Below are 23,937 nucleotides of genomic sequence, written 5' to 3'. Positions count from 1 at the left end.
CAGCCTCTTCGCGAGCAGGCGAAGCGTCACCCGGCTCGCGCCCAGGAAGGCGCGTGTATAACGCTGAGCGTGGAGGGCCGGCACAATGAAAGTCTGTCAAATCCCGGAAAGCACGAAGGGGAGCCTGGGCTCCCCTTCAAGGTATGTTGCTATGCTCTTTTTTGTTTGTAGGGAGGCCTGTTGTTGTTTTTGGCGACCTGGCCCTTCACATCTTTTTTGAGCGATCCCTAAACAGGATCAAGAGCAAACGTATTTTTTTGAGCGCTGATGCCACTTTCATCACATTGATCCAACCAGTACGGGGGCTGCCTCGGGGCAGTTTTATTGTTCTCTGTCTGGCTGCGAACGACCTGCCAAGGCAAGCGGTTCAGAAAAGCTGTCCACTCCAAAAAAATCTGTTAGCTACGTCTCTGTCCGTGTTGTTCTTGTTATATCAGAGTCGATACGTATTGTTTTTATTGAGTTGCTACATGCTTTTATTCTTGTTGTACAAAGAATATAGCAGGACCCGTGCCAGTTTTTTCAAAGCCCCTGAAACCGGGCATTTGAAGTTTTTTTTCGTGCATCGGGTTGTCTGATTCTGTTGTCGGTTGTTTCCGTGTTACCCGTTTGTCTCGACAGGACGCGGTCAGGGTAACACTCCGTGACAATGTGTCGCACCCTGTTACCGACCGGTGACGGTTGTCAGGCTGACAGCCTGGCTTTGGCTACGCGCGAGCCATTGCTGCGTCCCAGCACTTCGCAAATTCGCTGGCCGGCCTTGATAACCTGATCAAGATCAACGCCGGTCTCGATACCCAGCCCTTGCAACATGTAAAGCACGTCTTCGGTGGCGACATTGCCGCTCGCACCCTTGGCGTAAGGACAGCCACCCAGACCTGCGACTGAGCTGTCGAATACCTGGATGCCTTCTTCCAGACTGGCGAAGATATTCGCCAGCGCCTGGCCGTAGGTGTCGTGAAAGTGTCCGGCCAGCTTGCCACGTGGAATGTGTGCCGCCACAGCGCTGAAGAGGGCGCGGGCGGCTCCGGGCGTGCCGATGCCGATGGTGTCTCCCAGCGAAATCTCATAACAGCCCATGGCGTGCAGCTCGTTGGCAACCGCGGCGACCTGTTCAGATGCCACATCGCCCTCATAAGGGCAACCCAATACGCAGGACACATAACCCCGGACCCGCAAGCCATACAGGCGGGCAGCCGCCATGATTGGTGCAAAGCGCTCCAGGCTTTCGCTGATCGAGCAGTTCAGGTTGCGCTGAGAGAATGCTTCACTTGCTGCGGCGAAGACTGCGACTTCTCCAGCGCCGGCTGCCAGCGCATCTTCGAACCCCCTGAGATTTGGCGTCAGGGCCGAATAAATAACGCCCTCACGGCGCTGAATCTGCGCAAGTACCTGGGCCGAGCCCGCCATTTGCGGCACCCATCTGGCGGACACGAAACTGCCCGCTTCGATGTGGCCAAATCCGGCAGCGCTCAGGTCGTCGACCAGGCGTACCTTGGCCTCGACACTGATCGGCAGTGTCTCGTTTTGCAGGCCGTCACGCGGACCGACTTCGACGATTTTCACTTTTTGCGGGAGTGACATGGCGGTGCCTGCAGGGTCAGTGTGACGTGGCGGCGGTTTTATCGAGCTCGGCGCGGCAACGCTCTTCGGCGGTGTCCAGTTCCAATTGCATCTGCTGGATGTCCAGCAATTGCTGTTCCAGTTGCGCACGACGCTCGGTGATCTTTCCGAGCATGGTCTGCAATTGTTTTTGATTGCCACCGCTCGGGTCGTACAGCGAAATCAGCTCCTTGCATTCGGCCAGTGAAAAGCCGATCCGCTTGCCGCGCAGGATCAATTTCAGGGTGACCTTGTCACGCGCCGAATAAATGCGCTCCAGGCCCTTTCGTTCAGGGCTGAGCATGCCTTGTTCTTCATAAAAGCGGATGGCACGGGTGGTGATGTCCAGCTCGCGTGCGAGCTCGGAAATGCTGTAAGTGTGACTGCTCATGACGGTACTCGGCGGGGCTTGGTTTCTAACCTACGGTTGCTTTACGTATACGTCAAGCAACTTGCCCGGCGTGTCTTTCCATACGGGGTGGATAAAACCTCGAAATTACATTAATTAATTTAAATAAATTATTTATATTCAATAATTTATCTAATTATTTTAATGTCGATTATGAGGTTTTTTCCTGAGCGACTACCCGCTGCGCCAGCTCGATGATCTGCTCGCGCATCCAGCGATTGGCGGGATCCTGATCAGTGCTTTCGTGCCAGTAGAGATGGGTTTCGACCGAGGGAACGTCATTGATCGGCAGGTGCACATAATGAAGATCGTTGCGGCGGGCGAAGCGCTCCGGCACCGTCATGACCATGTCGGTCTGCTGTAATACCTGGGTCGCCATGAGGTAATGCTGCGAGCGCAGCGCGATCTTGCGCTGAATGCCCATCTTGCCCAGCGCAAGGTCCACATGGCCCAGCCCGCTGCGGCGGCTGGAGATATGAATATGCGCCTGCGCCAGGTAATCATCCAGCGTCAGGCAAGCCTTGCCTGCCAGTGGATGGGCTTTGCGCATGCTGCACACATAGCGGTCTTCCATCAGCTTGACGTGACGTACCTGCGGGTCAGTGTTGAGCGGCGCATCCACGGCGAAATCCAGGCGTCCGGCGGCCAGTTCCTTGGTGGTTTCACGACGCTTGGACAGAAAGCTCTCAATGGTAACCGTGGGGGCCAGGCGTCGCAGCCGCTGGAACAGCGCAGGCAGGATCACCGCTTCGGTCAGGTCGGTCATGCTGATGCGGTAGTTCTTGTTGGCCTGCAATGGATTGAATATGCGGCTCTCCTGCACCGAGACCCTGAGCAGTGAAAGCGCATTGCGTACCGGGCCGATGATGTTCTGCGCCATGGGCGTCGGCACCATGCCTTGTGCAGTGCGCACGAACAACGGGTCGTTGAAGGTTTCGCGCAAGCGCGCCAGTGCATTGGAAACGGCTGGCTGGGTGATGCCGACGATTTGCCCGGCGCGGGTCAGATTGGCCTCGGTGTAGATGGCGTCGAAGACAATGAATAGGTTGAGATCGACCTTGCTCAGGTTCATGGCTGGGGGGCCTCGTACTGTTATTGTGGTTCGCTGTTTATCAGGGCGGGACGTGACACAGCGTTGATCGATCATATATCGGTTATGAATGTTTATACACGCCGAGAATAGATTAGATAAATGACTGGGGGTTCTTTAGCATCACCTTCACGACATCGACACTCTGATCGAGAAGGTAGCGGCCCATGGATTTCGCGTACTCCCCGAAAGTGCAGGCACTGCGTGAGCGCGTCACGGCGTTCATGGATGCTTACGTGTATCCCGCCGAGCCAGTCTTCGAACAGCAAGTGGCCGACGGTGACCGCTGGCAGCCCACCGCAATCATGGAAGAACTCAAGGCCAGGGCAAAAGCCGAAGGTCTGTGGAATCTGTTTTTGCCCGAGTCGGAACTGGGCGCCGGGCTGAGCAATCTGGAGTACGCGCCGCTGGCGGAAATCATGGGTCGCTCGCTGCTGGGGCCGGAGCCGTTCAACTGCTCTGCGCCTGACACCGGCAACATGGAGGTGCTGGTGCGCTATGCCCGCGATGAGCAGAAAAAACAGTGGCTTGAACCGCTGTTGCGCGGCGAGATTCGTTCGGCTTTTGCGATGACCGAGCCCGATGTGGCGTCTTCGGATGCGACCAACATGGCCGCACGCGCCGCGCGTGATGGCGATGAATGGGTCATCAACGGACGTAAATGGTGGACTTCCGGTGCCTGTGACCCGCGCTGCAAAATTCTGATCTTCATGGGCCTGAGCAACCCCGACGGGCCGCGCCATCAGCAACACTCCATGATTCTGGTGCCGGTCGATACGCCCGGGGTGAAGATCGTCCGGCCGTTGCCGGTATTTGGTTATGACGACGCGCCCCACGGGCATGCCGAAGTGCTCTTCGACAATGTGCGGGTGCCTTATGAAAACGTGTTGCTGGGCGAGGGCCGAGGTTTCGAGATCGCTCAGGGACGTCTGGGCCCAGGGCGAATTCATCACTGCATGCGTTCCATTGGCATGGCTGAAAGGGCGCTTGAACTGATGTGCAAGCGCGCCATCGACCGCGTCGCATTCGGTAAGCCGCTGGCAAGGCTGGGCGGCAACATCGATAAAATCGCTGACTCACGGATGGAGATCGATATGGCCAGGCTGCTGACCCTGAAAGCTGCCTATATGATGGACACTGTGGGTAACAAAGTCGCCAAAAGCGAAATTGCGCAGATCAAGGTGGTCGCGCCGAACGTTGCCCTGAGCGTCATCGACCGGGCGATCCAGATGCATGGCGGTGCCGGGGTTTCCAATGATTTCCCGTTGGCCTACATGTACGCCATGCAGCGCACCCTGCGGCTGGCCGATGGCCCGGATGAGGTGCATCGCGCAGCGGTCGGCAAGTTCGAACTGGGCAAGTACCTGCCTGCGGAGCTGTCGCGCAGTCGGCCCTGAACAGCCAGCGAGCTACTGCACCCAGACTTCGACGCGACGGTTCTTGATCCGGCCGTCGTCCATGTCATTGGTCGCCACTGGCATCTCGTCGCCCAGGCCAAGAATCTCGCGGAAGGTCACGCCGCTCTTCAGCAGCTCGCGGCGTACGGCCATGGCCCGCAGCCGCGATAGCAGTGCTGCACGTGCCGGATCGCTCTTGGCGTCGCCGAAGCCGACCAGTGTCACGTGCTGGGCGAGGCGGTCATTGGCCTTCAGGTAATCAACGACACGCTTGAGGTCTTGCTGGGCCTTGTTATCCAGCCTGGCGCTGCCCTGCGCGAAGCGAAAATTGACCGAAAGCCGCTCGGCCTTGCGGGTCAGCGCTTGATAGTCGGCAGGCATCTGGGCCGTGGGCTGAACCTTGAGCGCCTGCACGGTCTGCGCGACAAAACCTTCCTGAGCCACGATGGCCTGACCCTCGGCGCTCTGCGCAAAACGCACCAGTGCCTGCGCCCAGCGTTGATGTGCGGCAGGCGGCACATACAGATAAAGCCGCCGCGACAACGGATAGTCCTCGGTAGCGATCAGGCTGACGGTCGGCGACATCGGCCGGGATTCACCGTCGGCAATGGCCACCGCTCTGGCGTGCCTGATTGAAGGGAGGCCGGTAAAGCCCACGCCATTGGGGTCCTTGCTGACCTCATCGGACAATTGCTCGCTGGACTCGAAGCGTACCGCAGCGCTGGACAGGTTCTTGCCATATTTGGCCAGTACCAGTTCCTTGAAGGTTTCGTAGGTGCCGGACTTTTCGTCACGAACATACAGATGAATGGCGCCCGGATTGCCACCCACTTCGCTCCAGTCCCTGACTTCGCCGCTGAAAATACGTGCCAGTTGCAGCGTATCCAGCTGCCGCAGCGGGTTGCCGGGATGGACAATCACCGCAACGCCATCAATCGCAATTATTTGCTCACCTGCGGCGCTTTTGAGATCACCAAGGCTGGCCAGCTCTCGGGCTTCCTGGTCCTTGATTGGTCGTGAAGAAGCGGCAATGTCAGCATTACCAGCTTTTAACGCAGTGAACCCGGTGCCTGAACCATGTGCGGCAACCTCGACGCTGACCGTTTGACCCGATGCGGAAGTGCCGACCACTCGCTGCTCGTTGAGCGCAGTTCCTGGCACGCTCTGCACCGCTTGCATGCCTTGCTGACGCAGCATTCCTTCGACCAGCGCAGGTCCGAGTTCGGCATTGATGGTGTTGGACCCTTGAATACGCAAGGCCGGCATATCGTTGGCGGGGACAGGCAACGTCGCCCGCGCAACCAGGGGCAGGGTGGCGCTGGACAGGATCAGCGCCGTTAGCAGAGCGCGCAGCATCAGCGTCACCATGAATCACGGGAGAGTGCCGGGAGATTAAGACAGATAAGTTGCTGGAATATGACAGTTGAGCGGTTATTGGGCGTTTAGATACCGACCTGCTTTATTTAACGGGCAGGCCGGTGCAAAGAGCGCCGGATCAGCTCAGTTCGAGCCAGATAGGTGCGTGATCCGATGGTTTTTCCATGCTGCGCAAATCGTAGTCCACCCCTGCGGCTTTGATGCGTGGCTGCAAACCGGTCGAGGTCATGATCAGGTCGATGCGCAGGCCGCGTTTCGGCTCGTCTTCAAAGCCGCGACTGCGGTAGTCGAACCAGCTGAACCGGTCGCTGACCTCCGGGTGCAGGTAACGAAAACTGTCCACCAGTCCCCAATTTTTCAGACGCTCCATCCATTCGCGTTCTTCCGGCAAAAAACTGCACTTGCCGGTTTTCAGCCAGCGCTTGGCATTGTCGGCACCGATACCAATGTCACAGTCCTGCGGCGAGATGTTCACATCGCCCATGACGATCAGCGGTTGCTCGTTGCTGAAGCGGCTTTCCAGCAACGCCTGAAGGTCTTCATAAAAACGCTGTTTGGCTGGAAACTTGGTCGGATGATCGCGACTTTCGCCCTGCGGGAAATAGCCATTCATGATGGTGACCGGCTGGCCATTGCTGTCGGCGTAGGTACCCCAGATGAAGCGCTTCTGGGATTCCTCGTTATCACCTTCAAAGCCCTTGTGCAGTTCCAGCGGCGCATTGCGCGACAGCAGGGCGACCCCGTAATGGCCTTTCTGGCCATGAAAATGCACGTGATAGCCCAGCGCTTCGATGTCCGCGTAGGGGAATTGCTCGTCCGAGACCTTGGTTTCCTGAAGACCGATCACGTCAGGCTGGTGCTTTTCGATCAGCGCCGCCAATTGATGCGGTCGAGCGCGCAGCCCATTGATGTTGAACGAGACGATTTTCATAAAACAGCGGTCCTGAGCAAAACAAACCGCGATGCTAGCTGACCTGCCGATCGAGAACCAGCGCCGTCGGACACGAGAGTGACGCAGGCTCGGACAATTCATTGGAACTGTTCTCAATCACCATCACTCGAAAGCCTGCTGCTACAACTGCTGCGCCAGACGCAGTTCCTTTGCCACGAGGCCCTTTATGTCCCTACCTGTTGCCATCACGGGCGAAATCCGCCAACTCGACAGCGGTTATTCCCGTGAAACCCGTGCCTTGCTGTTCAGGGCTTATCGGCACGACCCGACGTTCGCTTACCTGTTCAACGCTGAGCGTGAAGGGTACGAGCAGCGCGTGCTGGCGACCATTCGCCATTTGGTCAAACAGCATTTCCTGCAGAACCAGCCTGCGCTCGGTCTGTTCCTGGAAGATCGTCTGGTCGGTGTTGCACTGGTTGCGCCGCCACAGCGTCGCCTGGGTGTCACCGAAAGCTGGGCTTGGCGTCTGCGCATGGTCATGGACACCGGTCTGGGTTGTACCCAGCGCTACCTGGCGTATTACAACGCTGTACTGGCCTGCGTGCCGTCGGAAACCGCGCATGTCCTGCCGCTGATCGGGCTTGATCCGGAATACCAGGGCCAGAAACTCGGCCAGGACTTGAGTGAGCGACTGCTTGCAGCATTGCACGACTGGTGTGCGGTAGACGAAAACTCGCAAGGCATTGTCGTCGATACCGGAAATCCACGTTATTTCGAGTTCTACAAGCGACAAGGCTACGAGGAAATTGGAGAGATTGCTGTAGGACCCGTTCGCGAACACGTGTTCTTTCATCCGAACCCTCAGGTCTCACTGCCGGTCCCTGACGCAACGGTTTGATATTCGCCAATTCGTGGGCTTCCAGTGCAGCCTGTCGATCGTGATAGCATCCACGCCCATGAAAATTTTCAAGCTATTCAGCAGCCTGGTCCTGATTTCCATGAGCGCAACGGCGTTGGCCGAAGCCCGTCTGGATGTCCGGGTCGAGCCCGCCAACCCGCAACTCAAGGCCAACGTTGAGGGCTATGTGGGCGATTTGGGCGAGCGTGACGCCAAGGCCCTGCGCAACTTCAGCCTGGGTGCCGAGCAGCAGGCGGAAAAGGCAGCGCAGGCGCTGGGCTATTATCAGGCGCAGATCGACAGCGAAATTCAGGACGGCCCCGAGCCACGGCTGGTCATCAACATCAAGCCGGGCGAGCCGATTCACCTGCGCAATGTCGTCATCCGGGTCGATGGTCCTGCTGCGTCGCTCGACGCATTCAAAGTGCCGAAGAGCGATGCGCTCAAAACCGGCGCAGTGCTTAACCACGGTAATTACGAAGATGCCAAGCGCCTGATTCAGAATCAGGCATCGCGTTATGGTTTTTTCAGCGGCCGTTTCACTCGCCAGCGCCTGGCCATCGACCCGCGAGCCGGCGTCGCCGATATCGAACTGGTCTACGACAGCGGTCCACGCTACACGCTGGGGCAAGTGAAGTTCAGCGGCAACACGCCCTTCGATGAAGACCTGCTCAAGCGTATGGTGCCATTCAAGGCAAACACGCCCTACGACTCGCAACTGATCGCCGAGCTGACTCAGGACATGCAGGCCAGCGGTTATTTTGAAGGTGTGCGTGTCGATGCAGCACCGACGGCGGCGGTGAATGATGTGATTCCGGTTACCGTCCAGCTTGAAACCCGCAAGCCGCGCACCATGGGTCTGGGTCTGGGCTATTCCACCGACGTGGGACCACGCGGCAAAGCCAACTGGACCCGTCACTGGGCCAACCCGCAGGGCCACAGCTACGGCCTGGAGTCGGAAATTTCCGCGCCCCGGCAAAACGTTGGCTTGTGGTACGACGTACCGCTCGATCCGCCGTTGACCGACAAGATGCGTTACGCCGGTGGCTATCAATATGAAGAGATTGCCGGCACTGACAGCCTCAGCAAGCTGCTGACTGCCGGGCCGGAATGGCACAGCAAACTGCCTAGCGGCTGGGAGCGGGTCATTTCCCTGAAATGGCAACGTGAAGAATACCGGCTGGGTGACGACGCGGGCCTGAGTACGCTGCTGATGCCGGGCATCAGTTACTCGTACCTGCGCAGTGACAATCGGATCGACCCGAGTCACGGCTATCGTCTGCAATTCGACACCCAGGTGGCCAAGGAGGGCATGTTGTCGGACGCCAACCTGGTGCATGCCAACGTGTTGCTCAAAGGCCTGACCACGGTTGCCCAGAACCATCGCTTCCTGGGCCGCGTGCAACTCGGCGGCAACCTCACTGACGGTTACACCTCGATACCGCCTTCGCTGCGCTTTTTTGCCGGTGGCGATCAGAGCGTGCGCGGCTATGACTATCAGAAACTCTCACCGACCAACTCCGACGGCGATCGCATCGGTGGCCGCTATATGTTTGCAGGCAGTGTCGAATACCAGTATTCGATCGCCGAAAAGTGGCGGCTGGCGACTTTTGTCGACCAAGGTAACTCGTTCAACAATCTGGACCGGCCAGACCTGAAGACCGGAGTCGGCTTTGGGGTGCGCTGGGTTTCACCGGTAGGGCCATTGCGTCTCGATCTGGCGCACGGGCTGGACGATGACGGTGGAATCCGCCTGCATTTCTCAATGGGGCCGGAGCTTTGAACAGGGTGCATATGAAGCGCGGCGCAAAGATTGTGGGGCTGAGCCTATTAGGCTTGCTGCTGCTGGTGATTGTCGGCGCCGGGTTACTGCTGGGTACTCAGTCTGGCAGCCGCTGGGCGCTCACCCGCATACCGGGACTGCAACTGGACAACTTTCAGGGGCGACTGGGCGGGCAGTGGAGTGCAGATCGACTCATATGGCAGCAAGGCGAGGACCGCGTCGAGGTTCAATCTGCCGACTTTGCGTGGACGCCTGCCTGTCTGTTGAAAATGACGCTGTGCATCGACCGTTTGCATGCCGGACAAGTCCTGTTGCACTTCCCGCCGAGCAACGAGCCGGGCACTAGCGGCCCTGTCAGTCTGCCCACGCTCAACCTGCCATTGGCGTTAAAACTGGGTGATGTACAGCTTGGCAGCCTGCAGCTCGACGGCGTCGAACAGTTACGTGATTTGAAATTGGCTGCGCACTGGACCGCTGAAGGCTTGCAGATCGACAGTGCGCACTTGCAGCGCGACGCGTTGGTGCTGGACCTCAACGGCCTGCTCAAGCCCGAAGGTGATTGGCCGTTGAGCGCCCAGGGTCAACTGCAACTGCCGCCGCAGGACGGTCAGGCCTGGACGCTGGCGCTGGATATTCAGGGTGACGTGCTGAAGACCCTGCAACTCAAGGCTGACAGCAGCGGTTATCTGCCGGGCGTCCTGAACGGAGAGTTGCAACCGCTGGCGGAACATCTCCCCGCACGGCTGAAACTGACTTCAGAGCATTTCAAGCCCAGTTCTGCGCTGCCCGATACGCTGCAACTCGACCAGTTGCTGCTGACCGCCGAGGGCAATCTCGATACGGGCTATCTGATTAACGGAACAGCCAGCCTGCCCGCCGAGAAAGGCCCGGTCGCGCTGGCGTTGCAAGGGCGTGCGGACGCCAAAGGCGCAACCATTGCCGGGCTGGACCTCAGCGCCAGTGATCAGCAGCGTCTGGCCATCAACGGCAAGCTGAATTGGCAAAATGGGTTTTCCGCTGATGCCAGCATCGACTGGCTGGACTTTCCCTGGCAGCGGCTTTATCCGTTGCCGTCCGAGCCGCAAGTATCGCTGCACGCCTTCAAGGGTGAAATTTCCTACACCGATGGCAATTACCTCGGCAACTTCAACGCCAGTCTCAAAGGTCCGGCCGGAGCGTTCACACTGGTCAGCCCGTTCAGCGGCAATCTTCAGGAGATTCACCTGCCGCAACTGGAACTGGTCGCAGGGCAGGGCAAGGCCAGCGGCCACATGAACCTGAAATTCGCCGACGGCATTGGCTGGGACACGGCGCTCGACCTCACTGCACTTGACCCTTCGTTCTGGGTCGCCGAGCTGCCCGGCAAGCTGGCCGGTGCGTTGCGCAGCCAGGGACAGTTAAAGAATGAGCAGCTTGAACTGACCGCCGACCTGGATTTGAAAGGTCGGTTGCGCGGTCAGCCAGCGTTACTGCAAGCCAAGGCTGATGGCCGTGATCAGCAATGGAACGTCAGCAGTCTGAATATCAGGCTGGGCGACAACCACATTCAGGGCACTGGCAGTTTGCAGCAGCGTTTGAAAGGCCAACTTGATCTTGATCTGCCGCGTCTGGGCCAGCTATGGCCGCGTTTGCAAGGGCAGATCAAAGGCCGACTTGATCTGGCGGGAACACCACAAGCCCCCGAGGGTAAACTGGCGTTGCAGGGCAGTCAGCTCGCGTTGCAGGACAATCGCCTGCAAAGCCTGACGCTTGACGGCAGACTTGACCCCGCGCAGCGCGCAACCATCAACCTGAAGGGCACAGGCATTCAGGCAGGCGATACAGCACTGGGCACTTTGCAGGTTGACGGGCAAGGCACGCTCAAGGCCCAGCAATTGAAGCTCGACCTGCAAGGCCCGCTGCTCAAACTGGCGATGGGGCTGGACGGCGGCCTCGATCAAGGCAACTGGCGCGGTCGTCTGGCCAGCGGCACTGTACAGAGCGGCGGCCAGAACTGGCGTCTGCAGCAACCGGCGAAGATCGAACGCTTCGCTGATGGCAGGCTCAACTTCGGCGCGCACTGCTGGCTCTCTGGTTCTGCCAGCCTGTGTGGCGGTGACCAGCGTCTGATGCCGGAGCCACATATACGTTATCAGTTGAAGAATTTTCCGCTCGACAGCCTCGCGCAATGGATGCCCAAGGATTTTGCCTGGAGGGGCGCCCTGAATGCCGATGTGCAACTGGATATCCCGGCGGCAGGCCCCAGCGGTCAGATCACGGTCGATGCGGGGGGCGGTACGCTACGGGTTCGTAACAACGATCAATGGCTGGATTTCCCGTATCAGACGCTGAAACTCAGCAGCACCATGACCCCCAAACGCATCGACTCGCGTGTGGATTTCGAGGGCGGCAAGCTGGGAAGGCTGCTTTTGAATGCGCAGATCGATCCGCTGGCCAAAGACAAGACCTTGTCGGGTGATTTCAGTCTCTCCGGGCTGGATATCTCGGTGGCACGGCCTTTCGCACCCACCGTGCAAAAGCTCAATGGGCGCTTGAACGGCACCGGTCGATTGTCGGGCAGTTTGCTGGCGCCGCTGGTGAATGGCAGCGTAAACCTTGATGGCGGTGAAGTCGCAGGGCCAGAGTTGCCGATGGAGCTGCACGACCTCAGGGTCCAGGCGCTGATCGCAGGTGAAAGCGTGCAGATCAACGGTGGCTGGAAAAGTGGCAGCGCCGGTCAGGGCACAATAGGGGGGCAGGTGGCGTGGGGGCAGAGCCTGATGGTTGACGTCAGCCTCAAGGGTTCCCAGTTGCCCATCAACGTTGAACCTTACGCCGCCGTAGAAGCCGCCCCTGATCTGAAAATCTCCATGCAGGGCGACCGGCTGGCCATCTCCGGCAAGGTGCTGGTCCCCAAGGGCACGATAACCGTGCGCGAGTTGCCACCGTCCACCGTCAAACTGTCGGGTGACACGGTGATTGTCGGCCAGCAGACCGAGCAGGGCGCGCCGCCGCTGGCGGTGGGCATGGATATCGACGTGATTGTCGGGCAGGACAAACTCAGCTTCAGCGGCTTTGGGCTCACTGCCAACCTGGTCGGACGTGTACACATCGGTGACAACCTGGACACCCGTGGCGAGCTGAATCTTAACGACGGACGCTATCGCGCCTATGGGCAGCGTTTGACCATTCGTAAGGCCAGGCTACTTTTCGCCGGTCCTGTCGACCAGCCTTACCTGGATATCGAAGCCATCCGGCAGACGGATGACGTTATTGCGGGCATTCGTCTGACCGGCAGCGCCGATCAGCCCACCACCGAAGTGTTCTCCGAACCGGCGATGAGTCAGGAGCAGGCTTTGTCGTATCTGGTCATGGGCAGGCCCTTGAGCACCTCCGGCGAAGACAACAACATGGTCGCTCAGGCGGCACTGGCGCTGGGTGTTGCGGGCAGTTCTTCGACCACCGGCAAACTTGCTGACAACCTGGGCATCAAGGATTTTGAACTGGATACAACGGGCACGGGCGACAAGACCAATGTGGTGGCCAGCGGCAAGATCACCGAAAAGCTCAGCCTGCGCTATGGTGTGGGTGTTTTTGAACCGGCCAGTACCATTGCCTTGCGCTACCTGCTGAGTAAACGGGTATACCTTGAGGCGGCGAGCGGTGTTGCCAGTTCGCTGGATATTTTCTATAAAAGAGACTTCTGACGAGGGCCGGGCGCTTAGCTGTTGCTGGTGCTCGGCTCAACCGGTTTACCCTGCTAAACACCGTGTGATCCTCACACACTCCTTGAACCCAGGCTTCCGGTAATCATGGATCGATTCAACGCCATGCGCGTATTCACCCGTATCGTCGAACTGGGCGGCTTTGCCAAGGCTGCCGACAGCCTGCACCTGCCGCGAGCATCAGTGACGATCCTGATCAAGCAATTGGAGGCGCATCTGGGCGTGCAATTGCTGCAGCGCACCACGCGGCAGGTCAGCACCACGCCAGATGGCAAAGCCTATTACCAGCGGTGCGTCAGCCTGCTTGCCGATCTGGACGACGCCGAAGCTGCCTTCTCTTCCAAGGGGGCTGAACCCAAGGGCTTGCTGCGGGTTGATTTACCGGTGAGCCTCGGCCGTATGATCGTGATCCCGGCCTTGCCCGAGTTCACCCGGCGCTACCCCCAGGTAAGTCTTGAGATCGGCATGAGCGACAGGCCGGTCGACCTGATACGTGAAGGTGTGGATTGTGTGCTGCGCGCTGGCGATGCGCTGGACGACACGCTGGTCGCCAGACCATTGGGCAACCTGACCCAGATTACCTGCGCCAGTCGAGACTATCTCGACAGATACGGCACGCCGCGGGATCTGCATGACCTGGCGCAGCATCAGGTGATTGAATACTTTTCTGCCAGCACCAGCAAACGTTATGGCCTGGAGTTCATGGCCGATGGCCTTGCCGGTGATCACGGCATGACCTGCTCGGTGTCGGTCAACAGTGCGGAGGGGTATGTGGCTGCCTGCGAAGCGGGCTTCGGCCTGGTACAGGTGCCTCGTTATCATATTGCTACACAACTACGCAGTGGCGCGCTGGTCGAGGTGTTACGCGAGTATCGCCCGCCGGCCTTGCCCTTGACCGCGCTTTATCCGCCACATCGACAATTGTCGCGAAGGGTGCGGGTATTTGTCGATTGGCTGGTGGAGTTGTGCGCCCACCCAGATATTCGGGACAGACTGGTTTCCTGAGCAAATTCGGAATTTTCCGATATAGGCCAGAAGCCACTTTCGTGTTTAACTTCCGGCTCTTTACCCATTTTTAATAAGGAATATGTTTCATGGCCCAAGTGACTCTCAAAGGCGGTCCGGTTCAAGTCAATGGCGAGCTGCCTGCCGCTGGCAAGAAGGCACCTGCCTTTACCCTGACCGCTGCCAACTTGTCCGACGTGACCCTGGCCGATTTTGCAGGCAAGCGCAAAGTGCTGAACATCTTTCCGAGTGTCGATACGCCGACCTGCGCTACGTCGGTCCGTAAGTTCAACGCCCAGGCAAACGAACTGAGCAATGCGGTTGTCCTGTGCGTCTCCGCCGACCTGCCTTTCGCCCAGGCACGCTTCTGCGGTTCTGAAGGTCTGGAAAACGTGCAGAATCTTTCCTCGTTCCGCAGTGCCGATTTCAGCCAGCACTACGGCGTTGCCATTGCCGACGGCCCATTGAAAGGCCTGACCGCACGCGCAGTGGTCGTGCTCGACGAAAACGACAATGTCCTGCACAGCGAACTGGTCAAGGAAATTGCTGAAGAACCGAACTACGACGCTGCATTGGCTGTATTGAAGTAACGTTCCGCAACACATTGGCGGCCTGATACCACTCAGGCCGTTATTCTGTTCGTGCTGTGTACGTTTATTAAGTAAGCGCTTGGTAAAGGCGCTTTGCTTGTCACGTATCTGTGCTTATTGTTCTGCCTTCTGAACAACCCCCCACCCGTAATGGTTGATTTATTCATGCAATCGTCTGGCCCTCGTAAATCCCGTCGCTGGTTGATCAGTTTGTTGGTCCTTGTGGTCATCGTTGCCCTGTGCTGGTGGCTCTGGCCTGCATCCACACCCGGCAAGGGGGCCGAGAGCAAGAAGGCGGGCGGCGGGATGGCCCGACCTGGTTTCGGTGCATCGGCGGTGGCTGTCCCGGTGCGCGTGGCTCCAGCGACCGAGGGCGATTTTCCGATCTACTACAAGGCGCTCGGCACTGTCACGGCGATGAACACCATCAATGTGCGCAGCCGGGTGGCGGGCGAACTGGTCAAGATCTACTTCCAGGAAGGGCAGATGGTCAAGGCCGGTGATCTGTTGGCAGAAATCGACCCACGCAGCTATCAAGTCGCCTTGCAGCAGGCCGAAGGCACGCTGGCCACCAATCAGGCGTTGCTCAAGAATGCTCAGCTCGATGTGCAGCGTTACCGTGGGCTGTTTGCCGAAGACAGTATCGCCAAGCAGACACTGGACACCGCCGAGTCGCTGGTGAATCAGTACCAGGGCACGATCAAGACCAACCAGGCCGCGGTGGCTGAAGCGAAGCTGAACCTGGACTTTGCCCGCATCCGGTCTCCGATTGCGGGGCGGGTAGGCCTAAAACAGCTGGATGTCGGCAATCTGGTTGCCGCCAACGACACCACTGCGCTGGCGGTGATTACCCAGACCCAGCCCATTTCGGTCAACTTCACACTGCCCGAGAAAGACCTGTCCAAGGTCATAGCCCGCTATCGCACCGGCGAAAAGCTGCCCGTCGAAGCGTGGGACCGCGGCGACACGAAAATGCAGGCGACCGGTGTGCTCGCCAGCCTCGACAACCAGATCGACGTGGCGACCGGCACCCTGAAGTTCAAGGCCCGTTTCGATAACGGTGACGAAATACTGTTTCCCAACCAGTTCGTCAACGTGCGCCTGCGTGCGGATACCCTTCGACACGCAGTTCTGGTGCCAACGGCGGCTGTGCAGTTCGGAAACGACGGCACGTTCGTTTATGTGCTGGACGGCGACAAGAAGGTCAAACTCAAGCTGTTGAAAACCGGCCCGAGCGACGAAACATCGACGGTCATCACCGAAGGTCTGGCGGTAGGCGAGCGGGTAGTACTCGAAGGCACGGATCGTCTGCGCGATGGCGCTGACGTGGAAGTGGTCAACGATAGCAAGGATGTACCGGCAAGCCCGGTTGAGAAGTTGCACGGCAAGCCGGGCAGCGGCACTGACAAGTCGGCAGTGCTTGGCAAGGTGGAAAAACCAAACGTATGAACATGTCGCGCCTGTTCATCCTGCGTCCGGTAGCCACTACGCTGAGCATGCTGGCCATCGTTCTGGCCGGTCTCATCGCCTACACCTTGCTGCCGGTTTCGGCCTTGCCGCAGGTGGATTATCCGACCATTCGCGTGATGACGCTGTACCCCGGTGCCAGCCCGCAGGTAATGACCAGTTCTGTCACTGCGCCGCTGGAGCGCCAGTTCGGGCAGATGCCCGGGCTCACTCAGATGGCGTCTACCAGTTCGGGGGGCGCATCGGTGATCACCCTGCGTTTCAGCCTCGAAATCAATATGGATGTGGCCGAGCAGCAAGTGCAGGCAGCGATCAATGCGGCCACCAACCTGCTACCCACCGATCTTCCGGCCCCGCCGGTGTACAACAAGGTGAACCCGGCCGACACGCCGGTGCTGACCCTTGCCATCACCTCCAAAACCATGCTGTTGCCCAAGCTGAATGACCTGGTCGACACGCGCATGGCGCAGAAGATTTCGCAGATCAGCGGCGTCGGCATGGTCAGTATTGCGGGTGGGCAACGCCAGGCAGTCAGGATCAAGGTCAACCCCGAGGCGTTGGCAGCCAACAGCCTCAATCTGTCCGATGTACGCACGCTTATCAGTGCGTCCAACGTGAATCAGCCCAAGGGCAACTTCGACGGGCCGACCCGGGTCTCGATGCTCGATGCCAATGACCAGCTCAAGTCTCCCGAGGAATACGCCAACCTGATTCTGGCCTACAAGGACGGCGCGCCGTTGCGTCTGAAAGACGTCGCGGAAATTGTCGGCGGTGCGGAGAACGAACGACTGGCCGCCTGGGCCAATCGCAGTCAGGCCGTCTTGCTTAATATTCAACGTCAGCCGGGCGCCAATGTTATCGAGGTCGTCGACCGGATCAAGGCCATGCTGCCGGGCATCACCAATAACCTTCCAGCAGGCCTGGACGTTGTGGTGTTGACCGACCGTACCCAGACCATTCGGGCGTCGGTGACCGATGTTCAGCATGAATTGCTGATCGCCATCGTGCTGGTGGTGCTGGTGACGTTCCTGTTCCTGCGGCGCTTCAGCGCGACCATCATCCCTTCGATTGCTGTGCCGCTGTCGCTGGTCGGGACGTTCGGCGTCATGTACCTCGCCGGTTTCTCGATCAACAACCTGACACTGATGGCGATGACCATCGCCACCGGTTTCGTGGTGGACGACGCCATCGTGATGCTGGAAAACATCTCCCGGCACATCGAGGAAGGCGAAACGCCCATGCAGGCTGCGCTGAAAGGCGCAAAGCAGATCGGCTTCACCCTGATTTCCCTGACCCTGTCGCTGATTGCAGTGTTGATCCCGCTGCTGTTCATGGCAGATGTAGTGGGGCGCCTGTTCCGCGAGTTTGCCATCACCCTGGCGGTTGCCATCCTCATCTCGCTGGTGGTCTCGCTGACACTGACACCGATGATGTGCGCGCGCCTGCTCAAGCGCGAGCCGAAAGAGGAAGAGCAGAGCCGTTTCTACAAGGCCAGTGGCGCGTGGATCGACTGGCTGATTGATCTGTATGCTGGCAGGCTGCGCTGGGTGCTCAAGCATCAGCCACTGACGCTGCTGGTTGCCATCGCGACGCTGGCCCTGACCGTCCTGCTGTACATCGCGGTGCCCAAGGGTTTCTTTCCGGTGCAGGATACCGGCGTCATCCAGGGTATTTCCGAAGCGCCGCAATCAGTCTCGTTTGCGGCCATGAGCGAGCGCCAGCAGGCATTGGCGGACATTATTCTCCAGGACCCGGCGGTGGTCAGCCTGTCCTCGTACATTGGTGTGGACGGCGACAATGCGACGCTCAACAGCGGACGCCTGCTGATCAACCTCAAGCCACATGGCGAGCGTGATCTCACCGCCACCGAAGTCATCCAGCGCCTGCAGCCGCAGGTCGACAAGCTGTCGGACATCCGTCTGTTCATGCAGCCGGTACAGGATCTGACCATTGAAGACCGTGTCAGCCGTACCCAGTATCAGTTCAGCATGTCATCCCCCGATGCCGAGTTGCTGAGCAAGTGGAGTCAGACGCTGGTCGACGCGCTGGGCAAGCGTTCCGAGCTGACCGACGTGGCCAGTGACCTGCAGGACAAGGGGTTGCAGGTGTATCTGAATATTGATCGCGACGCAGCCAGCCGGGTCGGGGTGACGGTGGCCAATATCACCGATGCGCTGTATGACGCATTCGGCCAGCGGCAGATATCAACCATTTACACTCAGGCCAGCCAGTACCGTGTGGTCTTGCAGGCGGCGTCCGCCAGCGAACTCGGTCCTGCGGCGCTTGATCAGATTCACGTCAAGACCACCGATGGTGCACAGGTCAAACTGTCCAGTCTGGCCCGGGTCGAGCAGCGTCAGGCACAGTTGGCGATTACCCACCTCGGGCAGTTTCCGGCGGTGATGATGTCTTTCAACCTTGCACCTGGCGTTGCGTTGGGCAAGGCCGTTGAAGTGATCGAGCAGGTGCAGAAGGACATCGGCATGCCGATTGGCGTGCAGACCCGGTTCCAGGGCGCGGCCGAAGCATTTCAGGCCTCGCTGTCCAGCACCCTGTTGCTGGTGCTGGCGGCGGTGGTGACCATGTACATCGTGCTGGGTGTGCTCTACGAGAGCTACATCCACCCGATCACCATCCTCTCGACGCTGCCTTCGGCTGCGGTCGGGGCCTTGCTGGCGCTGTTGATCAGCGGCAACGATCTGGGAATGATCGCGATCATCGGCATCATTCTGCTGATCGGTATCGTCAAGAAGAACGCGATCATGATGATCGACTTCGCGCTGGATGCCGAACGCAATCGCGGCGTCGATCCGGAAACGGCGATTTACGAAGCGGCGCTGCTGCGCTTCCGGCCGATTCTGATGACCACCCTGGCCGCGCTGTTCGGCGCCATTCCGCTGATGCTGGCGAGCGGTTCAGGCGCCGAGTTGCGCCAGCCGCTGGGTCTGGTGATGGTCGGCGGCCTGCTGCTCAGCCAGGTCCTGACGCTGTTTACCACGCCAGTGATCTATCTGTATTTCGACCGTCTTGGACAGCGCTGGAGTCGTAAGCCCGCTGCACCGGACCGCTCGCCACAGGCTGACGCATGAACCTGTCCGCGCCCTTTATCCGTCGCCCGGTTGCGACCGTCCTGCTGAGCCTGGCGATCATGCTGCTGGGCGCGGTCAGTTTCAGGTTGTTGCCGGTAGCGCCTTTGCCGAACATGGATTTCCCGGTCATTGTGGTCTCGGCGAGCCTCGCCGGGGCCAGCCCGGAAATCATGGCGTCCACCGTGGCAACGCCGCTCGAACGCTCACTGGGCAGTATTGCCGGGGTCAACACCATGACCAGCAATTCGAGCCAGGGCACGACGCGGATCATTCTGCAGTTCGATCTCGACCGCGACATCAATGGCGCTGCGCGCGAAGTGCAGGCGGCCATCAATGCCTCGCGCAATCTGCTGCCGAGCGGGATGCGCAGCATGCCGACCTACAAGAAGGTCAACCCGTCTCAGGCCCCGATCATGGTGCTGTCGATGACCTCGACAGTGTTGGAAAAAGGCCAGCTTTACGACCTGGCCTCGACCATCCTGTCGCAGAGCCTGTCGCAGGTTTCGGGGGTCGGCGAGGTGCAGATCGGCGGCAGTTCGCTGCCCGCCGTGCGCATCGAGCTGGAACCGCAGATGCTTTCCCAGTACGGCGTATCGCTGGATGACGTGCGCACTGCGATTACCGGGACCAACGTGCGCAGGCCTAAGGGTTTTGTCGAGGATGACCTGCATAACTGGCAGGTTCAGGCCAACGATCAGCTGGAAAAAGCCGCTGACTACGCACCGTTGATCATTCGCTACAAGGATGGCGCAACCCTGCGTCTGAAGGACGTCGCCAAGGTCAGCGATGCGGTGGAAGACCGTTACAACAGCGGCTTCTTCAATAACGACCAGGCCGTGCTGTTGGTCGTCAACCGTCAGGCGGGTGCCAACATCATCGAGACCGTTGCGCAGATAAAGGCGCAATTGCCAGCCTTGCGGGCCGTGCTGCCCGCCAGTGTAAGGCTGGAGATCGCCATGGACCGCTCGCCGGTGATCAAGGCGACGCTGCACGAAGCTGAAATGACTCTGCTGATCGCCGTGATTCTGGTGGTGATGGTGGTTTTTCTGTTCCTTGGCAGCTTTCGTGCCTCGCTCATTCCTACACTGGCGGTTCCGGTGTCCCTGGTCGGCACCTTCGCAATCATGCACCTGTTCGGCTTTTCCCTGAACAATCTGTCACTGATGGCCCTTATCCTCGCGACCGGTCTCGTGGTCGACGACGCCATCGTGGTGCTGGAAAATATTTCCCGACACATTCATAACGGTCTGGACCCTATGAAAGCGGCGTTTCTGGGGGCCAAAGAGGTAGGGTTCACCTTGCTCTCGATGAACGTCTCGCTGGTTGCGGTGTTCATTTCCATCCTGTTCATGGGCGGGCTGGTAGAGAGTCTGTTTCGCGAGTTTTCCATCACTTTGTCGGTGGCGATCATCGTCTCGTTGATCGTGTCGCTGACGCTGACTCCCATGCTTTGCGCCCGCTGGTTGAAGCCACGTGAAGCCAGCGGCGAGAACGCCTTTCAGCGCTGGAGTGAGCGGGTTAATGACCGCATGGTGGCAGGTTACGACCGTTCGCTGGGCTGGGTGTTTCGCCATCCGCGCCTGACACTGATCAGCCTGTTGATCACTGTCATCGTCAACATCGCGCTGTACGTGGTGGTGCCCAAGACGTTTCTGCCGCAGCAGGACACCGGGCAACTGATGGGTTTCGTCCGTGGCGACGACGGTCTGTCGTTTTCGGTGATGCAGCCGAAGATGGAGCAATTCCGCCGTGCCGTACTGGCCGACCCTGCGGTAGAGAGCGTTGCCGGGTTCATCGGCGGCAGCAGCGGCACCAATAACGCGTTCATGATCGTGCGTCTGGTGCCGATTGCCGAGCGCAAGCTGTCGGCGGAAAAAGTCGTCGAGCGCCTGCGCAAGACGTTGCCGCATGTACCGGGCGGGCGATTGTTTCTCGCGCCTGATCAAGACCTGCAATTGGGTGGGGGGCGCGAGCAGACCAGCTCGCAGTACCAGTACATCGTGCAGAGCGCCGACCTGACCAGCCTGCGCCAGTGGTACCCGAAGATCGTCGCGGCACTCAAGTCAGTCCCCGAGCTGACCGCCATCGATGCCCGGGAAGGGCGCGGCGCGCAGCAAGTGACGCTGGTGGTCAACCGCGACACTGCCAAGCGGCTGGGCATCGACATGAACATGGTGACTGCAGTGCTCAACAATGCCTACAGCCAGCGCCAGGTGTCGACCATTTACGACAGCCTCAATCAGTACAAGGTGGTCATGGAGGTCAATCCCAAATATGCGCAGGACCCGGTGACACTTGAGCAGGTTCAGGTCATCACCGCAGATGGTCAGCGTGTGCCGTTGTCCAGCATTGCCCATTACGAACGCAGTCTGGCCAACGACCGGGTTTCCCATGACGGGCAGTTCGCCGCTGAAAACATCTCCTTTGACCTGGCAGAAGGTGCCAGCCTGGACAAGGCCAACGTCGCCATCGAGCGGGCCATTGCGGCGATCGGGCTGCCAGCGGACATCATCACCAAAATGGCGGGCACTGCGGATGCGTTCGCCGCGACCCAGAAAAGCCAGCCCTGGATGATTCTTGGAGCGCTGCTCGCGGTGTATCTGGTGCTGGGGATTCTCTATGAAAGCTACATTCACCCGCTGACCATTCTCTCGACTCTGCCATCGGCGGGCGTCGGCGCCTTGCTGACGATCTATGTGGTCGGCAGCGAGTTCAGCCTGATATCCCTGCTGGGGCTGTTTCTGCTGATCGGCGTGGTGAAAAAGAACGCCATCATGATGATCGATCTGGCGCTGCACCTTGAGCGCGAGCAGGGCATGGCGCCCGAGGAGTCGATCCGCAATGCCTGTCTGCAGCGTCTGCGGCCCATTCTGATGACTACCATGGCAGCGATTCTCGGTGCCTTGCCACTGCTGCTCAGTACGGCCGAAGGTGCCGAAATGCGCAAGCCGCTGGGCCTGACCATTATTGGCGGCCTGATCTTCAGTCAGATCCTGACGCTTTACACCACGCCTGTGGTTTACCTTTATCTTGATCGTCTGCGCCATCGCTTCAGTAAATGGCGTGGCGTGCGCACTGATGCCGCTCTGGAAACTCCGCTATGACCGAACGCCCGGCTTTTACATCCCGTCCAGAATGGCTGATTCGCCCGCTCGGGCTGGCAGTCTGTATCGCTTTTCTCAGCGCCTGCTCGGTCGGACCGGATTATCAGCGGCCAACCATGGCCGCGCCTGTGCAGTTCAAGGCGGTTCAGGGCTGGCGCGCAGCGACCCCCGGCGACTCAATGGCCAAGGGCTCCTGGTGGCAGGTGTACGGTGACAAGGACCTGAACGCATTGGTCGAGCGCTTGAACACCTCCAACCAGACGGTGGCCCAGTACGAAGCGCAATACCGCCAGGCGCAGGCGCTGGTGCGCAGTTCCAGAGCGGCCTTCATGCCGAGCCTGGACCTGACGACCGGCAAGACACGTTCAGGGCAGGGCTCCGGGACGTCGAGCAACGGGACCAGTGCTTCGGGCATTCGTAACAGCTACAACGCCCAGTTGGGCGTCAGTTGGGAAGCCGATGTCTGGGGTAAACTGCGCCGTGGCCTGGAAGCCGACACAGCGAACGCGCAGGCCAGCCTTGCTGACTTGGCCGCTATGCGCCTGAGCCTGCAATCGGAACTGGTCCAGAATTACCTGCAATTGCGGGTAATCGACGAACAGAAGCGTTTGCTGGAGTCCACCGTCGATGCCTACCAGCGCTCCCTGACCCTGACCCAGAATCAGTACCGCGCCGGTATTTCCGGACGTGATTCGGTTGCCCAGGCGCAGACCCAGCTGAAAAGTACGCAGGCCGACCTGATCGATCTTGCCTGGCAGCGCGCGCAATACGAGAACGCCATTGCGGTGTTGATGGGCGTGGCACCGGCTGACTTCAGCCTGCCGGCCAGCACGACTATTCCTCATTTGCCGGATATCCCGCCGGGGCTGCCATCGCAGTTATTAGAGCGCAGGCCTGATATCGCCGCGGCAGAACGTTCGGTGATGGGCGCCAACGCCAACATCGGGGTCGCCAAGGCGGCTTACTATCCGGACTTTACCCTGAGCATGAGCGGTGGCTACAACAGCAGTACCTTCGCCAACTGGATCAGCTTGCCCAACCGTTTCTGGTCGGTTGGGCCGCAACTGGCCCTGACCCTGTTCGACGGGGGGCGACGTTCGGCAGAGGTGGAGCGTACCGAAGCCTTGTATGACCAGACGGTTGCGCAATACCGCCAGACGGTGCTCAACGGTTTTCAGGAAGTCGAAAACTACCTTATCCAGCTCAAGGTCTATGAAGACGAAGCTGCGGTGCGTCAGGAAGCGCTGGTGTCCGCGCGTGATTCGCTGCGCCTCACCAACAACCAGTACAAGGCTGGCCTGATCGGCTATCTGGACGTCGTCAACGTGCAGGCTACTGCGCTGAGCAATGAGCGTAGTGTGCTCAACGTACTGCAAAGCCGATTGCTCGCCAGTGTGCAACTGATCGCTGCATTGGGTGGCGGCTGGGATGCCGAGCGTGATATGACACTGAAGGAATAAGCCTGCTGAAGCGATAAAGAGCAAGTTTTCTTTATCTATCGCTGGTAACTGCAAAATTAATGGCGTACTG

At 59.2% G+C, this 23,937-nt stretch carries 15 protein-coding genes and 1 pseudogene; 11 read left to right on the top strand and 5 right to left on the bottom strand.

Going from position 1 to position 23,937, the window contains the following annotated elements; genetic code table 11:
- Nucleotides 1–143: 143 nt before the first annotated feature.
- Nucleotides 144–402, top strand: a pseudogene (locus N018_RS27800) (hypothetical protein).
- 282 nt (nt 403–684) lie between these two features.
- On the opposite strand, the gene N018_RS14580 reads toward N018_RS27800, so the two are convergent.
- The 3 genes from N018_RS14580 to N018_RS14570 form a co-directional block, all read right to left on the bottom strand.
- Entirely contained in the window at nt 685–1,584 is a 900-nt protein-coding gene (locus N018_RS14580) for a hydroxymethylglutaryl-CoA lyase (protein WP_025390062.1), read from the bottom strand.
- 16 nt (nt 1,585–1,600) lie between these two features.
- Nucleotides 1,601–1,993, bottom strand: a complete 393-nt coding sequence (locus N018_RS14575; protein WP_024646961.1) for a MerR family transcriptional regulator — start codon at nt 1,991–1,993, stop codon at nt 1,601–1,603.
- 169 nt (nt 1,994–2,162) lie between these two features.
- On the bottom strand, nt 2,163–3,083 hold the full coding sequence (locus N018_RS14570) for a LysR family transcriptional regulator (RefSeq protein WP_025390061.1): 921 nt from the start codon (nt 3,081–3,083) through the stop codon (nt 2,163–2,165).
- Between the two features lie 185 nt (nt 3,084–3,268).
- Here N018_RS14570 and N018_RS14565 point away from each other — a divergent pair, with 185 nt between their 5' ends.
- Complete coding sequence (locus tag N018_RS14565; protein WP_025390060.1) at nt 3,269–4,498, top strand: acyl-CoA dehydrogenase; 1,230 nt, start codon at nt 3,269–3,271, stop codon at nt 4,496–4,498.
- Between the two features lie 12 nt (nt 4,499–4,510).
- Here the strand turns inward: N018_RS14565 and N018_RS14560 are convergent, their stop codons facing one another.
- Together N018_RS14560 and xthA are read right to left on the bottom strand one after the other, a co-directional pair.
- The gene (locus N018_RS14560; protein ID WP_025390059.1) at nt 4,511–5,854 is read right to left on the bottom strand and encodes a substrate-binding domain-containing protein; all 1,344 of its coding nucleotides are present in this window, start codon (nt 5,852–5,854) and stop codon (nt 4,511–4,513) included.
- 139 nt (nt 5,855–5,993) lie between these two features.
- The gene (gene xthA, locus N018_RS14555; RefSeq protein WP_025390058.1) at nt 5,994–6,806 is read right to left on the bottom strand and encodes an exodeoxyribonuclease III; all 813 of its coding nucleotides are present in this window, start codon (nt 6,804–6,806) and stop codon (nt 5,994–5,996) included.
- Nucleotides 6,807–6,993: 187 nt separating this feature from the next.
- On the opposite strand from xthA, the gene N018_RS14550 reads away from it, so the two are divergent.
- From N018_RS14550 to N018_RS14510, 9 genes are all read left to right on the top strand, one after another.
- Nucleotides 6,994–7,665 carry a GNAT family N-acetyltransferase gene (locus N018_RS14550; protein ID WP_025390057.1) on the top strand — a complete coding sequence of 224 codons (672 nt, stop codon included), beginning with the start codon at nt 6,994–6,996 and terminating at the stop codon, nt 7,663–7,665.
- 58 nt (nt 7,666–7,723) lie between these two features.
- Nucleotides 7,724–9,448 (top strand): autotransporter assembly complex protein TamA, encoded by a 1,725-nt coding sequence (locus N018_RS14545; RefSeq protein ID WP_025390056.1) that lies wholly within the window; start codon nt 7,724–7,726, stop codon nt 9,446–9,448.
- A gap of 5 nt (nt 9,449–9,453) precedes the next feature.
- On the top strand, nt 9,454–13,134 hold the full coding sequence (locus N018_RS14540; RefSeq protein WP_025390055.1) for a translocation/assembly module TamB domain-containing protein: 3,681 nt from the start codon (nt 9,454–9,456) through the stop codon (nt 13,132–13,134).
- A 105-nt stretch (nt 13,135–13,239) separates the two neighbouring features.
- Complete coding sequence (locus N018_RS14535; protein ID WP_024646969.1) at nt 13,240–14,157, top strand: LysR family transcriptional regulator; 918 nt, start codon at nt 13,240–13,242, stop codon at nt 14,155–14,157.
- Nucleotides 14,158–14,246: 89 nt separating this feature from the next.
- Nucleotides 14,247–14,747, top strand: a complete 501-nt coding sequence (tpx, locus tag N018_RS14530; protein ID WP_024646970.1) for a thiol peroxidase — start codon at nt 14,247–14,249, stop codon at nt 14,745–14,747.
- A gap of 150 nt (nt 14,748–14,897) precedes the next feature.
- On the top strand, nt 14,898–16,196 hold the full coding sequence (locus N018_RS14525; protein WP_025390054.1) for an MdtA/MuxA family multidrug efflux RND transporter periplasmic adaptor subunit: 1,299 nt from the start codon (nt 14,898–14,900) through the stop codon (nt 16,194–16,196).
- Nucleotides 16,193–19,303 carry an MdtB/MuxB family multidrug efflux RND transporter permease subunit gene (locus tag N018_RS14520; RefSeq protein ID WP_025390053.1) on the top strand — a complete coding sequence of 1,037 codons (3,111 nt, stop codon included), beginning with the start codon at nt 16,193–16,195 and terminating at the stop codon, nt 19,301–19,303. The genes N018_RS14525 and N018_RS14520 overlap by 4 nt, the downstream gene beginning before the upstream one ends.
- Complete coding sequence (locus N018_RS14515) at nt 19,300–22,407, top strand: efflux RND transporter permease subunit (protein WP_024646973.1); 3,108 nt, start codon at nt 19,300–19,302, stop codon at nt 22,405–22,407. Before N018_RS14520 ends, N018_RS14515 begins: the two co-directional genes overlap by 4 nt.
- Complete coding sequence (locus tag N018_RS14510) at nt 22,404–23,867, top strand: efflux transporter outer membrane subunit (RefSeq protein ID WP_025390052.1); 1,464 nt, start codon at nt 22,404–22,406, stop codon at nt 23,865–23,867. Before N018_RS14515 ends, N018_RS14510 begins: the two co-directional genes overlap by 4 nt.
- The last annotated feature ends 70 nt before the right edge of the window (nt 23,868–23,937 follow it).

This window comes from Pseudomonas syringae CC1557, from assembly GCF_000452705.1.
Lineage (GTDB): Bacteria > Pseudomonadota > Gammaproteobacteria > Pseudomonadales > Pseudomonadaceae > Aquipseudomonas > Aquipseudomonas syringae_F.
The sequence above is the reverse complement of the archived record's forward strand: the minus strand, read 5'-3'. Positions and strand labels throughout refer to the sequence as shown.